The following is a 19,476-nucleotide window of genomic DNA, read 5'->3' on the forward strand; positions in this document are numbered from 1 at the left end:
ACTCAGTGCGGTGATCGATGGCAGGGGGCGACGGTGGTGACGGACGGCGACGCGCGCAGGCGGCGCGGGCGCCCGCAGGCTCCGGTGCTGACGCGGGATCGCATCACGCGGGCGGCCCTGCAGCTGGCGGAACGCCGCGGCCACCGCGCCCTGACGGTCGATGCACTCGCACGCGATCTCGCGGTGTCGAAGTCGGCGCTCTACAACCATGCCGCCTCGAAGGCCACGCTGTTCGTGTGGATGCAGGACGCGATCAACGCGACGATCGACACGAGCGCCTTCGCGAGCGCCGACTGGCGTACGGCGATGGCCGCGTGGGCGCGCTCGTACCGTGAGGCGTACGCGCCCTACCCCCAGCTCGTGCCGCTCATGGCGACGCAACCCATCGCGGACGCCCCGCGCACGGCCGCGATGTACGAGGCCGTCGCCCGCGGTCTCGTCGCGGGTGGGTGGGACGTCGCGGACGTGCTCAACGTCGTCGTCGCGGTGGAGGCGTTCGTCTTCGGCGCCGCCCTCGACGTCGGCGCGCCCGCCGACATCTTCGACGCGCGCAGCGCCTCCGACGAGGCTCCGAGCATCGCGAGCGCCGTCAATGCGCGCGCCGCGCGTCACGGGGTGGGGCGCGAGGCCGCCGACGCGGCGTTCGAACTCGGGCTCGTCGCGCTGCTCGACGGGTTGGCCTCGCGGCGGGGCTGAGGGCCCGCCGGCGATCGTCATGACGTCGCCTCGTCGAGGGATGCCGCGGCGTCGCGTCCGCTCCACGTGAGGCCCTCGCGGAAGAACTGCGGGTAGCGCGCTCGCACCGCGAGCATGACGAGCAGCCCGAGCGCGAGAATGCCGACACCGATGACGAAGACGAGGCCGACGCCGCCGAGCGAGGAGCCGGAGCCGAATGCCGGGTTCCAGCTCTCGACGGTCGTCTCGAAGAACACGACCGCGAGCGCCACCCCGCCGAGCAGCGGCAGGATCGTGCGCATCAACCGCGCGCGCAGGCCGTGTGCGCGGCGCCTGAAGTACCAGACGCACGCGAACGCCGTCACCGCGTAGTAAAAGCACACCATCATGCCGAGCGCCGTGATCGTGTCGTTGAGGACGTTCTGGGAGATGAGGCGCATGACGACGTAGAACCCGCCGGAGACGAGCGCCGACGTCAGGATGCCGGCCGACGGGGTGCCGCGGCTGAGGTTGAGTCGCTGCAGTGCCGGAGGCAGCGCCTTGTAGTACGACATCGCGAACAGGGCGCGCGAGGGGCCGCCCATGGTCGCCTGCAGCGACGAGGCGCTCGAGGAGAGCACCGACAGCGTCAACAGGAACGCGAGCGGGCCCATGACGGGGCCGGACAGGTTGAGGAAGACGTTCTCCGCGTTGTCGGGGTTGGCGAGGCCGTTGCCGGTGTCGCCGGTGCCCGAGAACATGATCGTCGCAACGGCGAGCAGGAGGTAGACGGCGAGGACGGACAGGGCCGTGATGGTCGCGCCCCAGCCCGCGGTGCGTCCGCCGCCCTTCGTCTCCTCGCTCAGGGTCAGGCACAGATCCCAACCCCAGAACAGGAAGATCGACAGGCTCATCGCGGTGCTGAAGGCACCGAAGTCGGTGATCTGCAGCGGGTCGAACCACGACAGGTCGGCCTGCCCGGCGGGGAAGCCGTGCTCGGCGGCGCGGTAGATCGCCATCCCCGCGTAGACGAGCAGGACGACGAGTTGGAAGCCGAGCAGCACGTATTGCACCCACTTCGTCGTCTCCACCCCGCGCAGGCACAGCCACGTCGAGATGCCCATGAACGCCAGGCACGTCACGACGTTGACGAGGGTGTTGCCGGCCAGGTCGGCGAGGTGAGGGCCGGAGAAGACCTGCCCGAGGAAGGCGTAGAAGAAGTCGACGGCCACCCCCGCGAGGTTCGACAGCACGATGATGTTGGCCGCGAGGAAACCCCAACCGCCCATCCAACCGACGTACGGGCCGAACGCGCGCGATGCCCACGTGAACGTCGTGCCGCTGTCCGGCATCTCGTCGTTCAGCTCCTTGTAGCCCATCGCGACGAAGAACATCGGGATGAACCCGAGCAACAGGACGGCCGGCACCTGCTTGCCGACCTCGAGGGCCGTCGGGCCAAGACTCGACGTCATCGCGTACGCAGGCGCGATCGTGCTGATGCCGATGGCGATGACGGCGAGCAGCCCCAGGCTGCCGCTCTTGAGGCCCTTGTCCTCGATGGGCGCTTCGGCGGTCATCGGTCATCCTCATCGGTCGGGGTCGACGGTTGCTGCTGCGTGATGCAGTGGATGCCGCCGCCGCGCACGAAGATCTCGCGGGCATCGACGGTGACGACGCGGCGTCCCGGGTAGGCACGTTCGAGGACGGCGACGGCTGCGGCGTCCGCGCGTGCTGCGGGCGACTCCTCGTCGTCGGCGTCGGCGAATCGGCAGGCGATGACGCCGCCGTCGACGACGAGGTGGTTGATGTAGCTGAAGTCCACCCAGCCCTCGTCGTCACGCAGTTGTGTGGGCGCGGGGACGCATTCGACCCGTAATCGGCGGCCGCATGCGTCGACGGCCTGGGACAGCGTCTCGACGACCTCGGCGCTGATGGCATGGTCGGGGTGGCGCGCGTCCTGCTGGTCGTGGACGAGGACGACGCCCGGTTCGCTGAACGTCGCGACGATGTCGACGTGGCCGCGCGTACCGAACTCCTGCGCGTCACGCGTCAGGCCACGATCGAGCCAGATGACCTTCTCGACGCCGAGCACGCGACGGAACTCGTCCTCGACGTCGCGCTCGACGAGGCCTGGATTGCGGTGCGGGTCGAGCTGGACGCTGCGCGTCGCGAGAGCCGTCCCCTCGCCGTCGACATGGAAGCCACCGCCTTCGTTGACGAGCGGGCTCGACACGAGCTGGGCTCCGGCGCGTTGCGCGACGAAGGCGCCGACGTCCTCGTCGTGCTTCCACGTCGCCCAGTCCTGAGCGCCCCAGCCGTTGAAGACCCAGTCGACGGCGCCGAGCCGGCCACGGGCGTCGAGGACGAACGTCGGGCCCATGTCGCGCATCCACGCGTCGTCGAGCGCGGTGGTGACGATGTCGATGCGAGCGCCGTCGCGTGCGTGGCCCGCGAGATGACGTTCGGCGTGCCCGACGTCGGCAGGGTCGACGACCATCGTCACGGGTTCGAACTCGGCGCACGCTGCCGCCACCGCGGCCCACGCCGCACGCGCGCGTTCGGCGTCCGCGGGCGTCTCGCCGAGGGTGTAGCCCTGGTGCGGGAAGGCCATCCAGATCCGCTCCTGCGGGCTCCATTCCGCGGGCATGCGCCAGCAGACGGCCTCGTTCGAGGCGTCGCGCCGAGTCACCGCGCCTGCCCCAACGCGTCGTCGGCGTTGACGGGTTCGACGAGGGCGCCGTACGTCTCGGGACGCCGCGTGCGCAGGAACGGGAACAGCTGCAGCCAGTCACGTCGCTGATCGAGATCGACGTCCGCGACGAGCACGGCCGACTCGTCGCGCGGTGCGCGCACGAGGACCCGCCCGTAGGGGTCGCAGATGAACGAACTGCCGTAGAACGTCAGCGTCCCCTCGTCACCCCAACGGTTCGGCACCATCATGAACAGGCCGTTCGCGATGGCGTTGCCGACGATGACCTGCCGCCACAGCGGCTCGGTGTCGAAGTCGGGGAAGCCCGGTTCGGAACCGATCGCCGTCGGATAGACGAGCAGGTCGGCGCCCGCCAGCGAGTACAGGCGCGCGAGTTCGGGAAACCACTCGTCCCAGCACGTCGGCAACCCGACACGCATTCCGAGCTCTGACGGTTCGTGCACCGGGTAGGGTTCGTCGGGCTGTGCCGCCCGGAAGTAGTGGTCCTCGTAGTAGCCCTCGGTGACGGGGATGTGCAGCTTGTCGGTCGCGCCGACGCGTGTGCCGTCGGGCGCCATGAGCACGGCCGTGTTCGTGCCGAGCGAATCACCGACGGCGTCGCGGCGGAACATCGAGGCATGGACGAAGATGCCGTGACGACGCGCCTGCTCCGCGGCGAAACGAGCCGTCGGGCCGTCCGCGAGATCTTCGGCGGCCGCGGCGGCGTCACCCTCCGGCAGTGTGTCCGCCGGGTAGCGCATGAGCGACAGCTCGGGCAGCGCCACGAATCGAGCGCCCTGCGCGGCGGCCGCGGCGATGCCGTCGGCGAGCTCGGCGGCCGTAGAGTCGGCGTCGCCGCGCCAGTGGTGTTGCACGAGGGCGACCCTGACGGGCTCACGGGCGGGGGCGGCGGCGTCCTCGGCTGTGCGTGACAGGGGTCGCGGCGCCCCGAGCGATGTGATGATGCGCATGGTGATCCTCGCGGCCTCTCAGGCGTCCAGGGCGTGCATGACGTGCTTGACGCGGGTGTACTCCTCGACCGAGTACAGCGACAGGTCCTTGCCGTACCCGCTCGACTTGAACCCGCCGTGGGGCATCTCCGGGGTGAGCAGCACGTGCGTGTTCACCCAGACGCAGCCGAAGTCGAGGTCGCGGCTGACGCGCATCGCCGTGCCGTGATCGCTCGTCCACACGCTCGAGGCGAGCGCGTACTCGACGTCGTTGGCGAGCTCGATCGCCTCGGCCTCGTCGGTGAAGGTCTGCACGGTGAGGACGGGGCCGAAGGTCTCCTGCTGCACGATGTCGTCGTCCTGACGCACACCGTCGACGATGGTCGGCGGGAAGTAGAACCCGTCGCGCTCCATCGGACGGCCGCCGGTGAGGACGCGCGCGTGCTCGGGCAGCGCGTCAAGCTTGGTCGTGACGTCGGCGAAGTGACGCGCATTGTTGAGCGGGCCGTAGGCGTTCTGCGTCTCGTCGTCGGCGCCGGTGACGGTGGCCTGCGCAGCTTCGACGAGCAGGCTGACGAGGTCGTCGTGCGCGCCCTGCTCGACGAGGATGCGGGTGACGGCCGTGCAGTCCTGGCCGGCGTTGAACGTGCCGAACTCGACGAGCGCCTTCGCCGTCGCGGGCAGGTCGGCGTCGGCGAAGACGAGCGCCGGGGCCTTGCCGCCGAGCTCGAGGTGCGCGCGCTTCAGGCCATCGGCGGCACTGCGCGCGACAGCGCGGCCGGCCCGCACCGAACCGGTAATGGAGACCATGCCGGGCGTGCGGTGCTCGGTCAGCAGCTGCCCGGTCGAGGCGTCGCCGAGGACGACGTTGACGACCCCGGCCCCGAACACCTCGGTGCACATACGGGCGAGCACGAGCGTCGACTCGGGCGTCGTATCCGACGGCTTGAGGACGACGGTGTTGCCCGCCGCGAGCGCCGGGCCGAGCTTCCACAACGCCATGAGGATCGGGTAGTTCCAGGGCGTGACCTGCGCGACGACGCCGACGGGCTCGCGGCGCACGTACGAGGTGTGCCCGCCGAAGTACTCACCGGCGGCCTTGCCCTCGAGCGTGCGCGCCGCGCCGGCGAAGAAGCGGATGTGGTCGGCTCCCGTCGTCACCTCCTCATCGGCGATCTGCTTCCGCGGCTGACCGGTGTTGCGGTGCTGCGCCTCGACGAGCTCGTCGAGGTTCGCCTTGAGAGCGTCCGCGAACTTGAGCAGCATGGTCTGACGCTCCCCCGGCGTCGTGCGATTGAAGGTCTTCGCGGCCTTCTGGGCGGCGTCGAACGCGGCGTTGACGTCCTGGGCGTCACTGATCGGTGACGTCGCGACGACCTGGCCGGTGCTGGGGTCGACGACGTCCAGTCGGCCCTCGCCGTGGGCGTCGACGGCCCCGCCGTCGATGACGTTGCGCAGCAGGGTGCTCATGAGCTTCTCCTCGGATGTCGCGGCGGTAAGCGCTGTGGTGAGCGCCACACTTAAATGACTTTCGTTCATTATTAGCACGCAGGCGGCGCCCACGAAAGCATCTCGGGAGGGGCGCCTCACATGGCGGACACCCTCGACCGACGTGGGCGGCCGACCTCGAGGCGCGTCAAGGCGAGCCGGCCGCGGACCGCCGGAGCGGTCCGTCTGGGCGACTCGTCAGGCGGCTCGCCAGCCGAGCGCAGCTGAGCTCAGCGCAGCGTCGCGGCCGCTTCGGCATGAGCGGCGACGAGGCGTTCGATCTGGCTGTCGGCGCGCACGATGAGGTCGTCGAGTTCGGCGACGTCGATGCGCGCATCGTTGATCGCGAGCACGCGCATGCCCTCCCAGCCGGCCCGCTTGCCACGAACGGCCGCCAGCAGCGCCTCGAGTTCGAGCACGTCGCTCAGCGGCGAGCGGCGCACGAAACGGCCGTTGAGTTTCACGCGGCTGACGGTCTCGCCGACGCTCAGCGCGAGCTGCGCGAGCCGCGCCTCACCCACCCCGAGCGCGTCGGCCATGACGCGCAGGCGTGCGCGGTCCTCGGCGATCTCCTGCGTCAGCGTCGCGAGCACCTTCCGCGTGCGCGCCGAACTCTGCGAGCGCGACGCGCGCTCGAACAGGTCGAGCCCACCCTTCGATGCGGCCCAGTGATGAGCGACGTAGCTGGTGACGAACTTGTCGCGCGATTCCATGATCGACCTCCTGCAGGTCTGCGAGAACGGGTGTCACCGTCAGCCTAGGAGGTCACCGTGCGCGCGACCAGCCCGACGCAACACGGTGGATGTCGGAAGTTCGTCATGGTTGATTTCCTTGTGTCGCAACATGTTGGCAAGGTATCCCCATGTCGTCCCACCCGAGCCCGGATGGAGCCGCACACCTCCGTCTGGCGACGGGTGAGGAGTCGAGGGGCACGCCCGCACCCCGCGCACTGCGCGTCACCCTCGTCGACGACGACGCCCTCGTCATGGCCGGTTTTCAGGCACTGCTCGCGCCCTACGCCGCACGCGTCGAGGCGACGTGCAGCCGCGGCGTGCCCACCGAACCCACCGACGTCGCGCTCTTCGACTGCTTCGCCGCCCCCGAGCCGGGGTGGGCGACGCTGGCGCGCCTGCGCGACACAGCCGCCGTCGCGCGCCTCGTCGTCTACACCAACGACCCTCCGCAGGCGCACGTCGGTGCGCTCACCGACTTCGGCGTCGCGGGCGTGCTGACGAAGCACGCGACGGCCGACGAGCTCGTCACCGCACTCGAACGCGTCGCCCGCGGCGAGCGCGTCGTCGACCCCGCGTTCCCCGTCGAGCTGGGTGACGACTGGTGGCCCGGGCGCGCCGAGGGGCTCACCGAGCGAGAGGCGCAGGCCGTCACGCTCATCTGCCGCGGCCTGCCCAACGGCGCGATCGCGCACGAACTCAACGTCTCCCTCAACACGCTCAAGAGCTACATCCGCTCCGCCTACCGCACCATGGGCGTCGCCTCCCGCAGCGAGGCGGTGCTGTGGGGCGTCGCCCGCGGACTGCACGTCGACGGCCGGCCCTGACGCGCTCACCACTTTCCAGCATGGCGCCGCGCAACGGCGGTCCATCAGGCAGCCGACGCTTCACCTCCTTGCGGGTGTGGCGCGAAACACGGTGAGCGACAACACTTCTCATCACCACCGACACCTCACGACCCTTGATCGTCGGATCGCTCGAAGGAGAGCTGTGCCCCGCCTCACCGTCGCCGTTGTCGCACGTAGCGAGCTGTTCGGATGCGGCGCGATGGCGGCTCTCGACGCGTTCGGCGTCGCGACACGCCTCGTGCTCGTGCGTGGCCCGGGCCTGCGCGCCGAGGATCTCGCGCTCGATGCCGACGTGGCCGTGCTCGAGTGGAACGAACCCAACCGCAACGCCTGGGATCAACTACGCGCGCTGCACGCCGCGAACCCGACGACGAAGCTGCTCGTGTCGTCGCTGCACACCGACGAGGCCGCCATCAGCCGGCTCCTCGCGCGCGGCGCGTCGGGAGTCGTCGGACGGTCGGCGAGCGCCGCCGATCTGCGCGCCGGGGTCGATGACGTGGTCGCGGGCCGAATCGTCCGCCCCGCGGTGCTTCGACCCTCCCCCACGGACGCGCGGCCGACCGTCCCCTCCGACGGGCTGACCGCACGTCAGGCGCAGATCGTCGATCTCATCTGCTCGGGCATGCCGAACGCGCAGATCGCCGAGCGCCTGCACCTGAGCGTCAACAGCGTCAAGTCGCACATCAGAGGCGCCTACCGCGCGATGGACGTGCAGACGCGCCCTCAAGCCGTGTTGTGGGGTCTGGCGCGCGGCTACGGTGGTCATGTGTCTGACGATCACTGGCCGCCAGCTGCGGCACCCACCTCATCATCCGGCTCGTCGACGCACCCAACCGATGACGACGAGTCGCAGGCCCCTGACCTCGCCGACTGGCTCGCCGAACAAGCCGACGCGGGCCTCGAGGGCGCGGACGAGGCAGCCATCCGCGACGTCATCGGCGCGATGATCGAGCACCCTCGGTTTCCGTGCCTCGGAGCGCGTTCGGCGCTGAAACGCGACGGCGCGCTCGTCCGCGTCTTCGACGACATGACCGATGACGCGTGTCTCTCGACGCTCAGCGCTGAGCTGGCCGACTTCGCCGCGATCGAGCGTGGCCCGCGCGAGTTCGGCTCGTTCATCGCCGTCTTCCGTCGCCCGCGGGTGGGCGACGAGCGGGAGTTTGAGAACCTCCTGTGGGGCATGCTGCAGCGATTGCACGATCGTGACGACGCGCCGTGGGCCGAGCGCGTGTCGCCCGACACGACGTCACCGCACTTCAGTTTCAGCCTCGGCGGCGTGCCGTTCTTCCTCGTCGGGCTGCATCCGCAGGCCTCGCGCATCGCGCGCCGTGCTCCGCTGACGACGGTCGTGTTCAACCTGCACGATCAGTTCGAGCAGCTGCGAGCTGACGGCGGCTTCGACCGGATGCGCGACGCGATCCGCCGCCGCGATGCTGCGTTGCAGGGTTCGATCAATCCGGTCGTCACCGATCATGGACGCTCGTCGGAGGCGCGTCAGTACTCTGGGCGGCACGTGGAGGACGACTGGCGTGCCCCGTTCACCGCGCACCCTTCGAAGGAGAATCCTGATGACTGACCCGCGACGCCCGCGCTCCCCCCACCCGCCGACGCCGCGGCCGCCGTACGCGGGCGGCCCCGAAGCTCCCGCCGACGGTTGGTCGCGCATCGCCCCGCAGACGGGGGTGCTCGTGCCGCTGGCGGCCGGTCAGGTGCTCGAGGTCGTCGACCCGTGTGGTGAGCAGGTGAGCGACTTCTACGCCGTCATGCAGGACGACATCGCCGAGTGCTTCTCGGCGGGGCGCACCGTCGACTACAACAACACGTTGTACCCATCGACGGGGCACCGGTTGTGGAGCAACCGCAGCAGCGTCATGGCGACGATCGTCGCGGACTCGGTGGGCATCCACGACATGACGGTGACGCCGTGCAGCCAGCAGACGTTCGACATCCTCTACCCCGAGTTCGACGGCGCCCCGCACCCGAGTTGCTTCGCGAACCTGTGCGGCGCGCTCGAACCCGTCGGCGTCGCGCCCGACCACATCGGCACGACGCTCAACATCTTCATGGACGTGTGGACGAGCCCCGACGGTGAACTGCACATCGACCCGCCGCCGACGCAGGCGGGCGACGTCTTCGCCATCCGCGCCGAAGCCGACCTGTTCGTCGGGCTGACGGCCTGCTCGGCCGAGAAATCGAACGCCGGCGTCTGCAAACCCATCGACTACCGGGTGCGCTGAGGCGCTGACGTCGCACCGGTCCTGTCAGCGAAAGTGGCGAAACAGGCGGCCGTTCAGGCCCCGTCGGGGCTCAGGCGCTCCGAGCAGAATGAGCATCGAGACGGCCCATGTTGTGTCACGAAAGCGCGAAATAGCGCGCGTTCATGACACACCATCCTTGGGTGGGGAGGCGTTGTGAGCCGACACGGCGCTCCGATGGTCAGCAGAACGTGACGCCCGACCCCGCCCATTTGGTGCCGTCCTTGATGAAGGACGCGACGTTGAGCGTCACGGTTGTCGTGCCGTAGCCGTCGACAGTCACGAGGTAACTGAGCGACACGGAGGCCGGGTTGGCGCTGCTCGTGCCGGAGGAGTTCGTGAGTGAGATGCCGATGTACGTGTTGCAGACCTGGGCTGTTGAACTGGCAGGACCACTGCAGCCGCCGTTCGGCGTGCCGGCTGTACCGGAGCCCGCGACGCCGGTGCCGCCCGTCAACGCGTAGCTCTTGCCCTGTGATGTACGACGCAACCGTCCCTTTGTGCGTGCTCGACGGGGCCTCCGTCATGCCCCCGAGCGCCCCGTCGTCACGCGTCAGCGCAGGTTCGTCGGCAGCTCCTCGAGCAGGCGCAGCCAGAGCTCCGACGACGTCGGGTAGCTCGGCACCGCGTGCCGAAGGACGCCGACCGGCACCTGGCCGACGATGGCGACCGTCGCCGCGTGGACGAGTTCGGCCGCCTCGTGGCCGACGAACGTCGCGCCGAGCAGGCACCCGGTGGCACGGTCGACGACGATCTTGGCGCTCCCCACACCGTCGTCACGCAGCAGAGCCGTACCCGCGGCGCTCGCGAACGGCACCGCGACGGTGACGACGTCATGCCCCGCTTCGCGCGCCTGAGCCTCGCTCGAGCCGACCGCCGCGACCTGCGGGTCCGTGAACACGACCTGAGGGACGGGAACGTCACGCGGCGGCGGCGTCTCGTGCGCGCCGGCGAGTCGGGCGCCGAGCACGCGCGCCTCGTACTTGCCCATGTGTGTCAGCGGCGCGCCGCCGCCGGCGTCACCGATGGCGTGCAGCCAGGTCGGCAGGCGCCCGGCGCGCACGTCGTCCGCGTTGACGCCGACCGCTTCGAGACCGACGTCGTCGAGGCGCGGGCGACGGCCGGTGGCGAGCAGGAGTTCGTCGGCGACGATCCGCTCGCTGCCCGATTCATCACGTTCGACGGTGAGCGTCACCGGCCCGCCGTGCACGCGACCGAGGCCGGTGTCGGCGGCGCCGGCGCGGCTGGCGTCGGTGATTCGGGTGGCGAGGCGGACGTCGACGCCGGCCGTACGCAGCGCGTCGAGGACGGCCGCGCCAGCGAATGGTTCCTGGTCCGTGAGCAGCGCATCACCGCGCACGAGCATCGTGACGCTGCTGCCGAGGGCGCTCATCCACGTCGCGGCCTCGCAGGCGACGACCCCGCCGCCGACGATGACGAGCCGGTCAGGCACCTCGACGACGCCCGTCGCGTCACGCGACCCCCAGGCGTGCAGGTCGGCGAACATCGGCGGGACGACGGGCACCGAACCCGTCGCCAGCACGAGGGCGACGCCCGCTTCGACGACGGTGCTCGCGCCGCCGTCCGAGCTCACGCTCACCGTCCTCTCGCTGACGAGACGTGCGTGACCGCGCATGACGTCGAGGCCTGCGCCCGTCGCCCAGTCGAGCTGGGAGGTGTCGTCGTAGTCCGAGACCCACGCGTCGCGGCGTGCGAGCAGCGCTGCGACGTCGAGCTCGGCGGGCCGCAGGCCGGGCAGGTGCTCGCTGGTCGCCCTGACGTCGAGCGGGCGCAGCAGCGCCTTGCTCGGCATGCACGCGTAATAGGAGCACTCACCGCCGAGCAGTTCGCCCTCTATCAGCAGGACGCTCAGCCCACCGTCATGGGCGTACTGAGCGACGTTCTCGCCCGTCGGCCCGCCACCGATGACGATGACGTCGACGCGGCGCACGCCGTCAGGGCCGTCAGACTCGGACGGGCGGTGAGGATCGGTGGCCGCGTCCGGACTGTCGACGCGGGGCACGCCGTCAGGACCCTTGGGCTCGGCGGGCATGCGTCCGTCCTTCGCCGTGGTCTCGGGTGCGCCGTGGACGAGGTCGACGTATTCGCGGTGACGCCCGATCCAGCCCTTGATGAACGGGCACAGTGGCAGCACGTCGTGGGTGCCGTCGGCGCGCACGTCGTCGAGCGCGAACCTCGCGACCTGTGAGCCGACGCCCTTGCCCTCGTAGCTCGGATCGACCTCGGTGTGCGTGAACACGATGAGCTGATCGGTGAGTTGATATTCGGCGAACCCGGCGAGGGCGTCACCGTCCCACGCCTCGTAGCGGTTGGCGTCGGTGTTCTTCGTCAACGTCAGGTCAGGCACGGCGTTCTCCTTCGATGGGGTCGGGCTGAGCGAGTCGTGCGACGGGCGGTCCTCGTTGCGGGGCTGGGCGGATGGTCGGCGGGTTCGTCGCGATGCGACGTGTGTCGCGTTCGCGAGCCATCGTCACCCTCCGCCGCGCCCGCGACGGTTACGCGGGCGCAGGCGAACCGGGGGCATGGTCGGCGCGGGGATGCGCTCGACGTCGCCGACATATCCCTCGACCGAGCCGAAACGCTCTGCACCCGCCTCGTATTCGTCGCGCGCGAGGACGATCTCGTCGTGGCTGCGGCCGATGAAGTTCCACCACATCACGATTTCCTCCTCGAACGGCGTGCCGCCGAGCAGGATGACGCGCGCGGGCTCATCACCGACGTCGAGCGTCAGCGTCGCGCGGCCTTCGTCGACGCAGCCGAGGTCGCCGCGTTCGAGGCGCGCGCCGTCGAGGGTGACCGTGCCGGTGTCGACGAGGATGCCGTGCTCGAACCCCTCGTCGACATCGAGGGTGACACGCGCGCCCGCGTCGAGGCGCAATTCGGCGCCGAGCAGCGGCGTGTGCGTGACGATCGGCGAACCGGCGACGCCGCGCAGTTCGCCGATGAAGACGAGCGCCGAACCCTGACCGCTCGGTAGCGGCACGCACTCGGGCGCGTGATGTTCGAACGCGCGGTCGCCGTCGCGGGTCACGTCGGGCAGTGCCACCCAGAGCTGGACGCCGTGCAGCGTCTCGGTGCCGGGCGTCGAGACCTCGGAGTGGACGATGCCGTGGCCGCTCGTCATGAGGTTGACCTCGCCGGGGCGGACGACGGCGTGCGCGCCACCAGAATCATGGTGTTCGATGGCGCCCTCGAACAACCACGAGACCGTCTGCAGCCCGGTGTGGGGGTGCGGCGGCACGTCCATGCCGACGCCGCGTTCCGGGCCGTAGTGGTCGACGAAGCACCACGCCCCGACGAACGAGCGGTCGCGGTGCGGCAGGGTGCGTCGCACCTCGAGGGCACGCAGCCCGCCGAGCGGAACCTGGCGGGGTGAGAGAACCTGAACGACGCCCTCGACGGGGCGTTCTGCGGTGGGCGCCTCGTTCGCCTGGGCGACGATCGCATCTGCAGGGTCGAGTCCACCGGCGGCCCTGACGTCGGCGTCGGCGCCTGACGTGCGGGCACCGGCGTCGCGGGTAGTGGTTCGACGAGCGCCGTCGCGCGGGTATTGCGGGTGGGTGTTGTCGTGAACACCGTCGCCCTGGATGCCGGACGGGTAGGCGCCGGCGCCGGCGTGATGCGTGGCGGTGGTGCGGGCGCCTGTGTCCTGGGTGTCGTCGAGCATTTCAGCGCTCCCTGGTGTCGACCATCAGCCCCGACGAATGGGGCCCTCATGCCACCCAAGCACCCACGGTGTGCAGGAGCAACAGTCGGCCGATCGTTGTGCACGAAAATCGCAGATGTGGACGAAAATCGCAGTTGGGTCGCTCTGCACCGTTAGGAGGGAGGTCGTGGGAACCGTCGCGCCGTGCAGGCTCGCTATCACTCACTCGCGCGTCGCCCCTCCCAAATCCCCAGCCTGTCATGCCGCAGATGAGTAGGACCCCCGCCGGGCGACTTCGTCGCTGATCCGGCGGGGGTCCTACTCATCTGCGGAGGGCGTGGGATTTGAACCCACGGTTGGTTTCCCAACTCCGGTTTTCAAGACCGGTGCACTCGGCCACTATGCGAGCCCTCCTCGTCGCTGCACCAACCGCGAACACCACGGGCAACGACCCGTCGAGCGCATCGTCATCGATGCTCCCAGCAGGGCCGAACCCAGGCGTCGCACGGCAACCGGGCAACGAGAAACCATCGTAAGGCACTGGCGCGCCAACGCAGATTGGGTAGGCTCGACGGCAAGTTGTCCGTTCACATGAAATGGAGCCACATCATGGGCAAGATCTCCTTCCTCGCCGGCGGCGTCGTCGGCTACGTCCTCGGTACGCGCGCTGGGGAGAAGCGCTACGAGCAGATCAAGAAGCAGGCCGACAAGGCCTGGAGCAACCCTGCCGTGCAGGACAAGGTCACCGCCGCGACGGAGACCGTCAAGGCCAAGGCGCCCGTCGTCGCCGCGGCTGTCGGCCAGAAGGCCGCTGACGTCAGCAAGGACGCAGCGCATGGCGTCGCGAGCAAGGCGTCGGACGCCAAGGACGCGACGACCTCCAAGGCCGCCGACGCGAAGGACGCCGTCTCGTCGAAGACGTCCGGCGGCAAGCACGCTGCGAAGGACGACAGCGACCTGCCCGAGACGATCCACCGCGACTCCAAGGGCGACCTTCACGCCGACACGAGCGGCTTCGGCCCCGGCGGCGAGAAGCTCCCCTGACCCCCACCCACTCGATTCGCCCTGACGCTCGAGGCGCACGACGTGCGACGAACCCCGCGTCAGGCGCGACATCTCGCGGGATTTCGCGTAGATTCGCAGACAGCGCGGCCTAACACAGCCCTTCGGGTGGCTGTCTCGGCCACGACCAGTCGGATAGAACAGGATTGATTCATGAACCGCAGTGACCTCGCCAGCACCATCGCCCAGCGCACCGGCGTCAGCGTCAAGGACGCCACCGCCGTCCTCGCCGGCCTCAACGACGTCATCATCGAGGCCATCGGCCGCGGTGACAAGATCCAGCTCCCCGGCCTGCTCACGATCGAGCGTGTCGAGCGCGCCGCCCGCACGGGCCGCAACCCGCAGACGGGCGCCGAGATCGAGATCCCGGCCGGCTACGCCGCGAAGGTGACGGCCGGTTCCAAGCTCAAGGCCGCCGCCAAGGGCTGAACTGCCTGATCTGACGAAGGGGGCCGTTTCACCACATCGGTGAAGCGGCCCCCTTCGTCATGCCTGGCCGCGCGCCAGTCACCCGACGATGTTGCCCGGCTTTCGGGCAATCGATCCCCAGAAACCCGGGCAACATCGAGGTCAACGCGGGGGCGGTGCACACGATCAGATGTAGACGGCAGGGTCGCTGAACGGGTCGTGCTCGACGGCGGGCACCCGCACCTTCGCGGGCACACCGACGGCGACGCCCGTCGCGGGCACGTCCTTGACGACGACGGCGTTCGCGCCGACCTGAGCGCCATCGCCCACGACGATCGGGCCGAGGATACGAGCGCCCGCGCCCACCGTCACGCCGTCCCCGAGCGTCGGGTGACGCTTGACCTTCGCGAGCGTCCGCCCACCCAGGTTGACGCCGTTGTAGAGCATGCAGTCGTCGCCGATCTCGCTCGTCTCCCCGATGACGACGCCCATGCCGTGATCGATGAAGAAACGCCGACCGATCGTCGCACCGGGATGGATCTCGACGCCGGTGACGGCCCGCGTCACCTGCGATCCGAGACGCGCCGGCAGCTTCCAGCGGCCGCCGCGCTGCCACATCGCATGCGTGACCCGGTGGCTCCACACAGCGTGCAGACCAGGCGAGGCGAGCGCCATCTCCAACCGCGAACCCCCGGCGGGGTCGCGTGCGAGGGCCGCGTCGACGTCCTCGTTCATCGTCTCCAGCGCAGCCCTTGCACGCGTCAACGGGTTCTTCGCCACCGTCATCTCCTCGAACTCGACTCTCGCCCAACAGCTCTGCTCATCATTGGCGCACCCGCCCGGGGTGCCCGAACGCCGGGGCGCGCGGTGCAGCACCACGCGCCCGGCCGATGAGACGGATGTCAGTCGACGATGCCCTCGAACAGGATCGTCGACAGGTAGCGCTCACCGAAGCTGGGGATGATGACGACGATCGTCTTGCCCTTGTTCTCGGGGCGCGCTGCCACCTGCGAGGCTGCGGCGAGTGCGGCGCCGGACGACAGGCCGACGAGCAGCCCCTCCTGCGTCGCGGCCTTGCGCGCCCATTCGACGGAGGTCTCGGCGTCGATGTCGATGACCTCGTCGTAGATGTCGGTGTTGAGGATGTCGGGCACGAAGTTGGCGCCGATGCCCTGGATCTTGTGCGGCCCGGCCTGACCGCCGTTGAGGATCGGCGACTCAGCGGGCTCGACGGCGATCATCTTCACGTCGGGCTTGCGCTCCTTGAGCACCTCGCCGATGCCGGTGATCGTGCCGCCGGTGCCGATGCCGGCGATGACGATGTCGACGGCGCCGTCGGTGTCGCGCCAGATCTCCTCGGCGGTGGTCTTGCGGTGCACCTCGGGGTTGGCCGTGTTCGCGAACTGGCGGGCGAGGACGGCGCCGTCACGCTGGGCGGCGATCTCCTCGGCCTTCGTCACGGCGCCCTTCATGCCCTCGGCGGCGGGGGTGAGGACGAGTTCGGCGCCGAAGCCCTTGAGCAGCGCGCGACGCTCCTTCGACATCGACTCGGGCATCGTCAGCACGACGTCGTAGCCCTTGGCGGCGCCGACCATGGCGAGCGCGATGCCGGTGTTGCCCGACGTCGCCTCGACGATCGTCCCGGCCGGCTTCAGCTCGCCGGAGGCCTCCGCGGCCTCGACGATCGCCTTGCCGATGCGGTCCTTGACGGAGGCGGCGGGGTTGCTGAACTCGAGCTTCGCCGCGACGGTGACGTCGGGGGCGTCGATGATGCGGTTGATGCGCACGAGCGGCGTGTTGCCGATGGCCTCAGTGACGTTGGCGAGGATGGGCATGAGGGGGGCCTTTCGACGGTGGCGGCGCGTCCAATCTCGCCCCAAGGAGGCGAGCAGACGCGGTGCGATGACTGCTTATGACTTTACCAACTCTGCGTTATCTACGTTTATGCCCACGGGCCAGGCAATAGCACACGTGCTCGTTGACTAATTCGAAATGGACACGACATCGCCCCGCCCCCGGGTTACCGGCCGGTAGCCCCGTCTAGACTGGGGCCCATGTCAGCCCTCCAGATCGTCGCCGCAGTGATCTGCGTCGTCATCACCGTCATCGGCGTCTCGCTGCTCGTGCGCGCCGTGGCACAGATGGTGGCGCGGTTCAAGGTCGGCGCACCCGAAAAGCGCACGGACAACCCCGGTGCGCGAACCGTCACGTTGCTGCGCGAGTTCCTCGGACACACGCGCATGTCCCGCCTGCCGATCGTCGCCGTCGCGCACTGGTTCACGATGATCAGCTTCGGCATCCTGTTCTTCACCCTGGTCACCGCCTACGGCCAGATCTTCAACCCCGACTTCACGCTGCCGATCATCGGAACGTTCGCTCCCTGGGAGTGGCTGACCGAGTTCATGGCGTGGACGGGCTTCCTCGGCATCTGCTGGCTCATCTGGAACCGCCGCAAGAACCACCCGGGCCGTTCGGCCGGCAAGGACGGCCGCAAGTCGCGCTTCTTCGGTTCGTCGTTCTGGCAGGCCTACTACGTCGAGTTCACGATCTTCGGCGTCGGTCTGTGCATCGTCAGCCTGCGCGCGCTCGAGTACGCGCTGGGCCGCGTCGACGGCAGCCACCACGCGAGCGTCCTGCACTTCCCGATGACGTTCTTCCTCGGCAAGCCGTTCGAGTCGATCGGCAAGGACGGCCTCGAGCAGCTCATCGTCGTCATCGCCGCGATCAAGATCCTCATCTCGATGGCGTGGATGATCACGATCTCGCTCAACACGACGATGGGTGTTGCCTGGCACCGCTTCCTCGCGTTCCCGAACATCTGGTTCAAGCGCAACGCGGACGGCCGCACGGCCCTCGGCGCCGCGAAGCCGATGATGGTCGACGGCGAGCCGCTCAAGGACGTCGAGGAGCTCGAGCTCGACGAGGACACCGTCCTGGGTGTCGGCAAGGTCGAGGACTTCACGTGGAAGGGCCTGCTCGACTTCTCCACCTGCACCGAGTGCGGTCGTTGCCAGAGCCAGTGTCCCGCGTGGAACACCGAAAAGCCGCTGTCGCCCAAGCTGCTCATGATGACGCTGCGCGACCACTCCGCCGCGAAGGCGCCGTTCCTGCAGGCCGCTGCGGCCGCGTCCGGGCCCGTCGACGAGAAGGGCCTGCCGACGGTCGCCGACCACTCCGGCGTCGACCTGCTGCGCACGCCGCTCATCGGCTCGACCGGCTACGACATCGCGAACCCGCTGACGGCGTACAACCCGGCCGGCACCACCGCGAACGGTGACGCGGCCGGCGCCATCATCGACGAGGACGTCCTGTGGTCGTGCACGACGTGTGGCGCCTGTGTCGAGCAGTGCCCCGTCGACATCGAGCACGTCGACCACATCGTCGACATGCGTCGCTACCAGACGCTCATCGAGTCCGCGTTCCCGACCGAACTCGCGGGCCTGTTCAAGAACCTCGAGAACAAGTCGAACCCGTGGGGCATGTCGGCGCGGGCTCGCCTCGAGTGGGCCAAGGGCCTGCCGTTCGACGTCAAGGTCATCGGCTCCGACGTCGAATCCGCCGACGAGGTCGAGTGGCTGTTCTGGGTCGGCTGCGCCGGCGCCTACGAGGACCGTGCGAAGAAGACGACGCGCGCCGTCGCCGAGCTGCTGCACACAGCGGGCGTCGACTTCGCCGTCCTCGGTGACGGCGAGAGCTGCACCGGCGACCCGGCACGCCGCGCCGGAAACGAGATCCTCTTCCAGATGCTCGCCGGCCAGAACGTCGCGACGCTCAACGAGGCGAAGGCGAAGAAGATCGTCGTCACGTGTGCGCACTGCTTCAACACGATCAAGAACGAGTACCCGCAGATCGGGGGCGAGTACGAGGTCGTCCACCACACGCAGCTGCTCAACCGTCTCGTGCGCGAGAAGAAGCTGACGCCCGTCGCGGCGCCGGAGGAGTTCGCGCAGCAGCCGAAGGACAAGTCGGGCGCTGCGTCGACGGGCAAGTCGGTCACGTACCACGACCCGTGCTATCTCGGCCGTCACAACCAGGTCTACGCGCCGCCGCGCGAACTCATCGCGTCGCTGCCCGGCGTCGAGTACAAGGAGATGGAACGCTCCGGCGAGAAGTCCTTCTGCTGCGGCGCCGGCGGCGCCCGCATGTGGATGGAGGAGAAGCTCGGTGAGCGCATCAACCTCAACCGTACGAAGGAGGCCGTCGCCACCGGCGCCGACCGCATCGCCATCGGCTGCCCGTTCTGCCGCGTCATGATGACGGACGGCCTCACGGCCGAGCAGAGCGACGGCAACGCGCGCGAAGAGGTCGAGGTCGTCGACGTCGCCAACATGCTGCTCGCCGCGGTGCGTCGCGGTGAGGACACGAAGGCCGTCGACGAGGGCGCGACGCAGACCGTCTGAGCCGCCGCACCCGCCCGTCACGGGCACGAGGGTTGACACCCGGGGCGCTTCGTTCCGCTGAGAGATCAGCGGGACGGGCGCCCCGTTCGTCGTTTCATGGGGCGCCTCGGGCGGGGTTTGTTGAGCGAGGTTCGTTGAGCGGGGTTCGTCCATCCCAGTTCGCCTGCCAGGGTTCCGCTACTCACGCCCCCGCCTCGTGCGTCCAGATGCACCCGGGTGCATCTGGACGACGAGGCGGACCGGCGGCGCGGCCTCGTCATCCACAGGCAGTGACGGCCACGGGCCGTTTCGACGCTCTCGGGAGGGCTGATCCACAGGGTCGCG

At 69.4% G+C, this 19,476-nt stretch carries 17 protein-coding genes and 1 tRNA gene; 7 read left to right on the top strand and 11 right to left on the bottom strand.

From position 1 onward, the window contains the following. Positions 1 to 33 precede the first annotated feature (33 nt). Positions 34 to 696, top strand: coding sequence for a TetR/AcrR family transcriptional regulator (locus DYE07_RS06950; RefSeq protein ID WP_115296623.1), 663 nt, complete (start codon positions 34 to 36; stop codon positions 694 to 696). 17 nt (positions 697 to 713) lie between these two features. Here DYE07_RS06950 and DYE07_RS06955 read toward each other — a convergent pair whose 3' ends face one another. The 5 genes from DYE07_RS06955 to DYE07_RS06975 all read right to left on the bottom strand — a co-directional run bounded on the left by DYE07_RS06955 (position 714) and on the right by DYE07_RS06975 (position 6,494). Continuing rightward, a complete protein-coding gene (locus tag DYE07_RS06955) occupies positions 714 to 2,231 on the bottom strand; it encodes an APC family permease (protein ID WP_115296624.1) in 1,518 nt (505 codons plus the stop codon). Further along, positions 2,228 to 3,301: an agmatine deiminase family protein gene (locus tag DYE07_RS06960; protein WP_115297106.1), complete on the bottom strand. Its 1,074-nt coding sequence runs from the start codon at positions 3,299 to 3,301 to the stop codon at positions 2,228 to 2,230. The genes DYE07_RS06955 and DYE07_RS06960 overlap by 4 nt, the downstream gene beginning before the upstream one ends. Before the next feature lie 38 nt (positions 3,302 to 3,339). Then, complete coding sequence (locus DYE07_RS06965) at positions 3,340 to 4,314, bottom strand: nitrilase-related carbon-nitrogen hydrolase (RefSeq protein WP_115296625.1); 975 nt, start codon at positions 4,312 to 4,314, stop codon at positions 3,340 to 3,342. Positions 4,315 to 4,332: 18 nt separating this feature from the next. Beyond that, positions 4,333 to 5,763 (bottom strand): gamma-aminobutyraldehyde dehydrogenase, encoded by a 1,431-nt coding sequence (locus tag DYE07_RS06970; protein WP_115297107.1) that lies wholly within the window; start codon positions 5,761 to 5,763, stop codon positions 4,333 to 4,335. A 248-nt stretch (positions 5,764 to 6,011) separates the two neighbouring features. Further along, positions 6,012 to 6,494 (bottom strand): hypothetical protein, encoded by a 483-nt coding sequence (locus DYE07_RS06975; RefSeq protein WP_115296626.1) that lies wholly within the window; start codon positions 6,492 to 6,494, stop codon positions 6,012 to 6,014. Between the two features lie 149 nt (positions 6,495 to 6,643). Here DYE07_RS06975 and DYE07_RS06980 point away from each other — a divergent pair, with 149 nt between their 5' ends. From DYE07_RS06980 to DYE07_RS06990, 3 genes are all read left to right on the top strand, one after another. Next, entirely contained in the window at positions 6,644 to 7,339 is a 696-nt protein-coding gene (locus DYE07_RS06980; protein WP_006946720.1) for a LuxR C-terminal-related transcriptional regulator, read from the top strand. Between the two features lie 163 nt (positions 7,340 to 7,502). Then, positions 7,503 to 8,936 (top strand): guanitoxin biosynthesis heme-dependent pre-guanitoxin N-hydroxylase GntA, encoded by a 1,434-nt coding sequence (gntA, locus tag DYE07_RS06985; RefSeq protein ID WP_115296627.1) that lies wholly within the window; start codon positions 7,503 to 7,505, stop codon positions 8,934 to 8,936. Further along, positions 8,929 to 9,597, top strand: a complete 669-nt coding sequence (locus tag DYE07_RS06990) for a DUF1989 domain-containing protein (RefSeq protein WP_006946721.1) — start codon at positions 8,929 to 8,931, stop codon at positions 9,595 to 9,597. The genes gntA and DYE07_RS06990 overlap by 8 nt, the downstream gene beginning before the upstream one ends. Positions 9,598 to 9,796: 199 nt before the next feature. Here DYE07_RS06990 and DYE07_RS14500 read toward each other — a convergent pair whose 3' ends face one another. The 4 genes from DYE07_RS14500 to DYE07_RS07005 all read right to left on the bottom strand — a co-directional run bounded on the left by DYE07_RS14500 (position 9,797) and on the right by DYE07_RS07005 (position 13,696). After that, positions 9,797 to 10,105, bottom strand: a complete 309-nt coding sequence (locus DYE07_RS14500) for a hypothetical protein (RefSeq protein WP_062256523.1) — start codon at positions 10,103 to 10,105, stop codon at positions 9,797 to 9,799. 63 nt (positions 10,106 to 10,168) lie between these two features. Next, a complete protein-coding gene (locus tag DYE07_RS06995) occupies positions 10,169 to 11,983 on the bottom strand; it encodes a GNAT family N-acetyltransferase (RefSeq protein ID WP_115296628.1) in 1,815 nt (604 codons plus the stop codon). 123 nt (positions 11,984 to 12,106) lie between these two features. Beyond that, positions 12,107 to 13,303: a pirin family protein gene (locus DYE07_RS07000; RefSeq protein ID WP_115296629.1), complete on the bottom strand. Its 1,197-nt coding sequence runs from the start codon at positions 13,301 to 13,303 to the stop codon at positions 12,107 to 12,109. Positions 13,304 to 13,611: 308 nt separating this feature from the next. Beyond that, positions 13,612 to 13,696: transfer RNA gene (locus DYE07_RS07005), tRNA-Ser, on the bottom strand. 195 nt (positions 13,697 to 13,891) lie between these two features. Between DYE07_RS07005 and DYE07_RS07010 the strand changes: the two genes are divergently transcribed. Together DYE07_RS07010 and DYE07_RS07015 are read left to right on the top strand one after the other, a co-directional pair. Further along, positions 13,892 to 14,326: a hypothetical protein gene (locus DYE07_RS07010; protein ID WP_006946922.1), complete on the top strand. Its 435-nt coding sequence runs from the start codon at positions 13,892 to 13,894 to the stop codon at positions 14,324 to 14,326. Between the two features lie 171 nt (positions 14,327 to 14,497). After that, positions 14,498 to 14,773, top strand: coding sequence for an HU family DNA-binding protein (locus DYE07_RS07015; RefSeq protein ID WP_115296630.1), 276 nt, complete (start codon positions 14,498 to 14,500; stop codon positions 14,771 to 14,773). Between the two features lie 165 nt (positions 14,774 to 14,938). On the opposite strand, the gene epsC is transcribed toward DYE07_RS07015, so the two are convergent. Both epsC and cysK read right to left on the bottom strand, forming a co-directional pair. Continuing rightward, positions 14,939 to 15,538 (bottom strand): serine O-acetyltransferase EpsC, encoded by a 600-nt coding sequence (gene epsC / locus DYE07_RS07020; protein WP_050786596.1) that lies wholly within the window; start codon positions 15,536 to 15,538, stop codon positions 14,939 to 14,941. Between the two features lie 116 nt (positions 15,539 to 15,654). Then, positions 15,655 to 16,587: a cysteine synthase A gene (gene cysK, locus DYE07_RS07025; protein WP_115296632.1), complete on the bottom strand. Its 933-nt coding sequence runs from the start codon at positions 16,585 to 16,587 to the stop codon at positions 15,655 to 15,657. A gap of 219 nt (positions 16,588 to 16,806) precedes the next feature. Here cysK and DYE07_RS07030 point away from each other — a divergent pair, with 219 nt between their 5' ends. Next, positions 16,807 to 19,152 carry a (Fe-S)-binding protein gene (locus DYE07_RS07030; RefSeq protein WP_006947058.1) on the top strand — a complete coding sequence of 782 codons (2,346 nt, stop codon included), beginning with the start codon at positions 16,807 to 16,809 and terminating at the stop codon, positions 19,150 to 19,152. Positions 19,153 to 19,476: the final 324 nt, after the last annotated feature.

Origin of the sequence: Dermacoccus nishinomiyaensis (assembly GCF_900447535.1) — a bacterium.
Taxonomy (GTDB): domain Bacteria; phylum Actinomycetota; class Actinomycetes; order Actinomycetales; family Dermatophilaceae; genus Dermacoccus; species Dermacoccus nishinomiyaensis.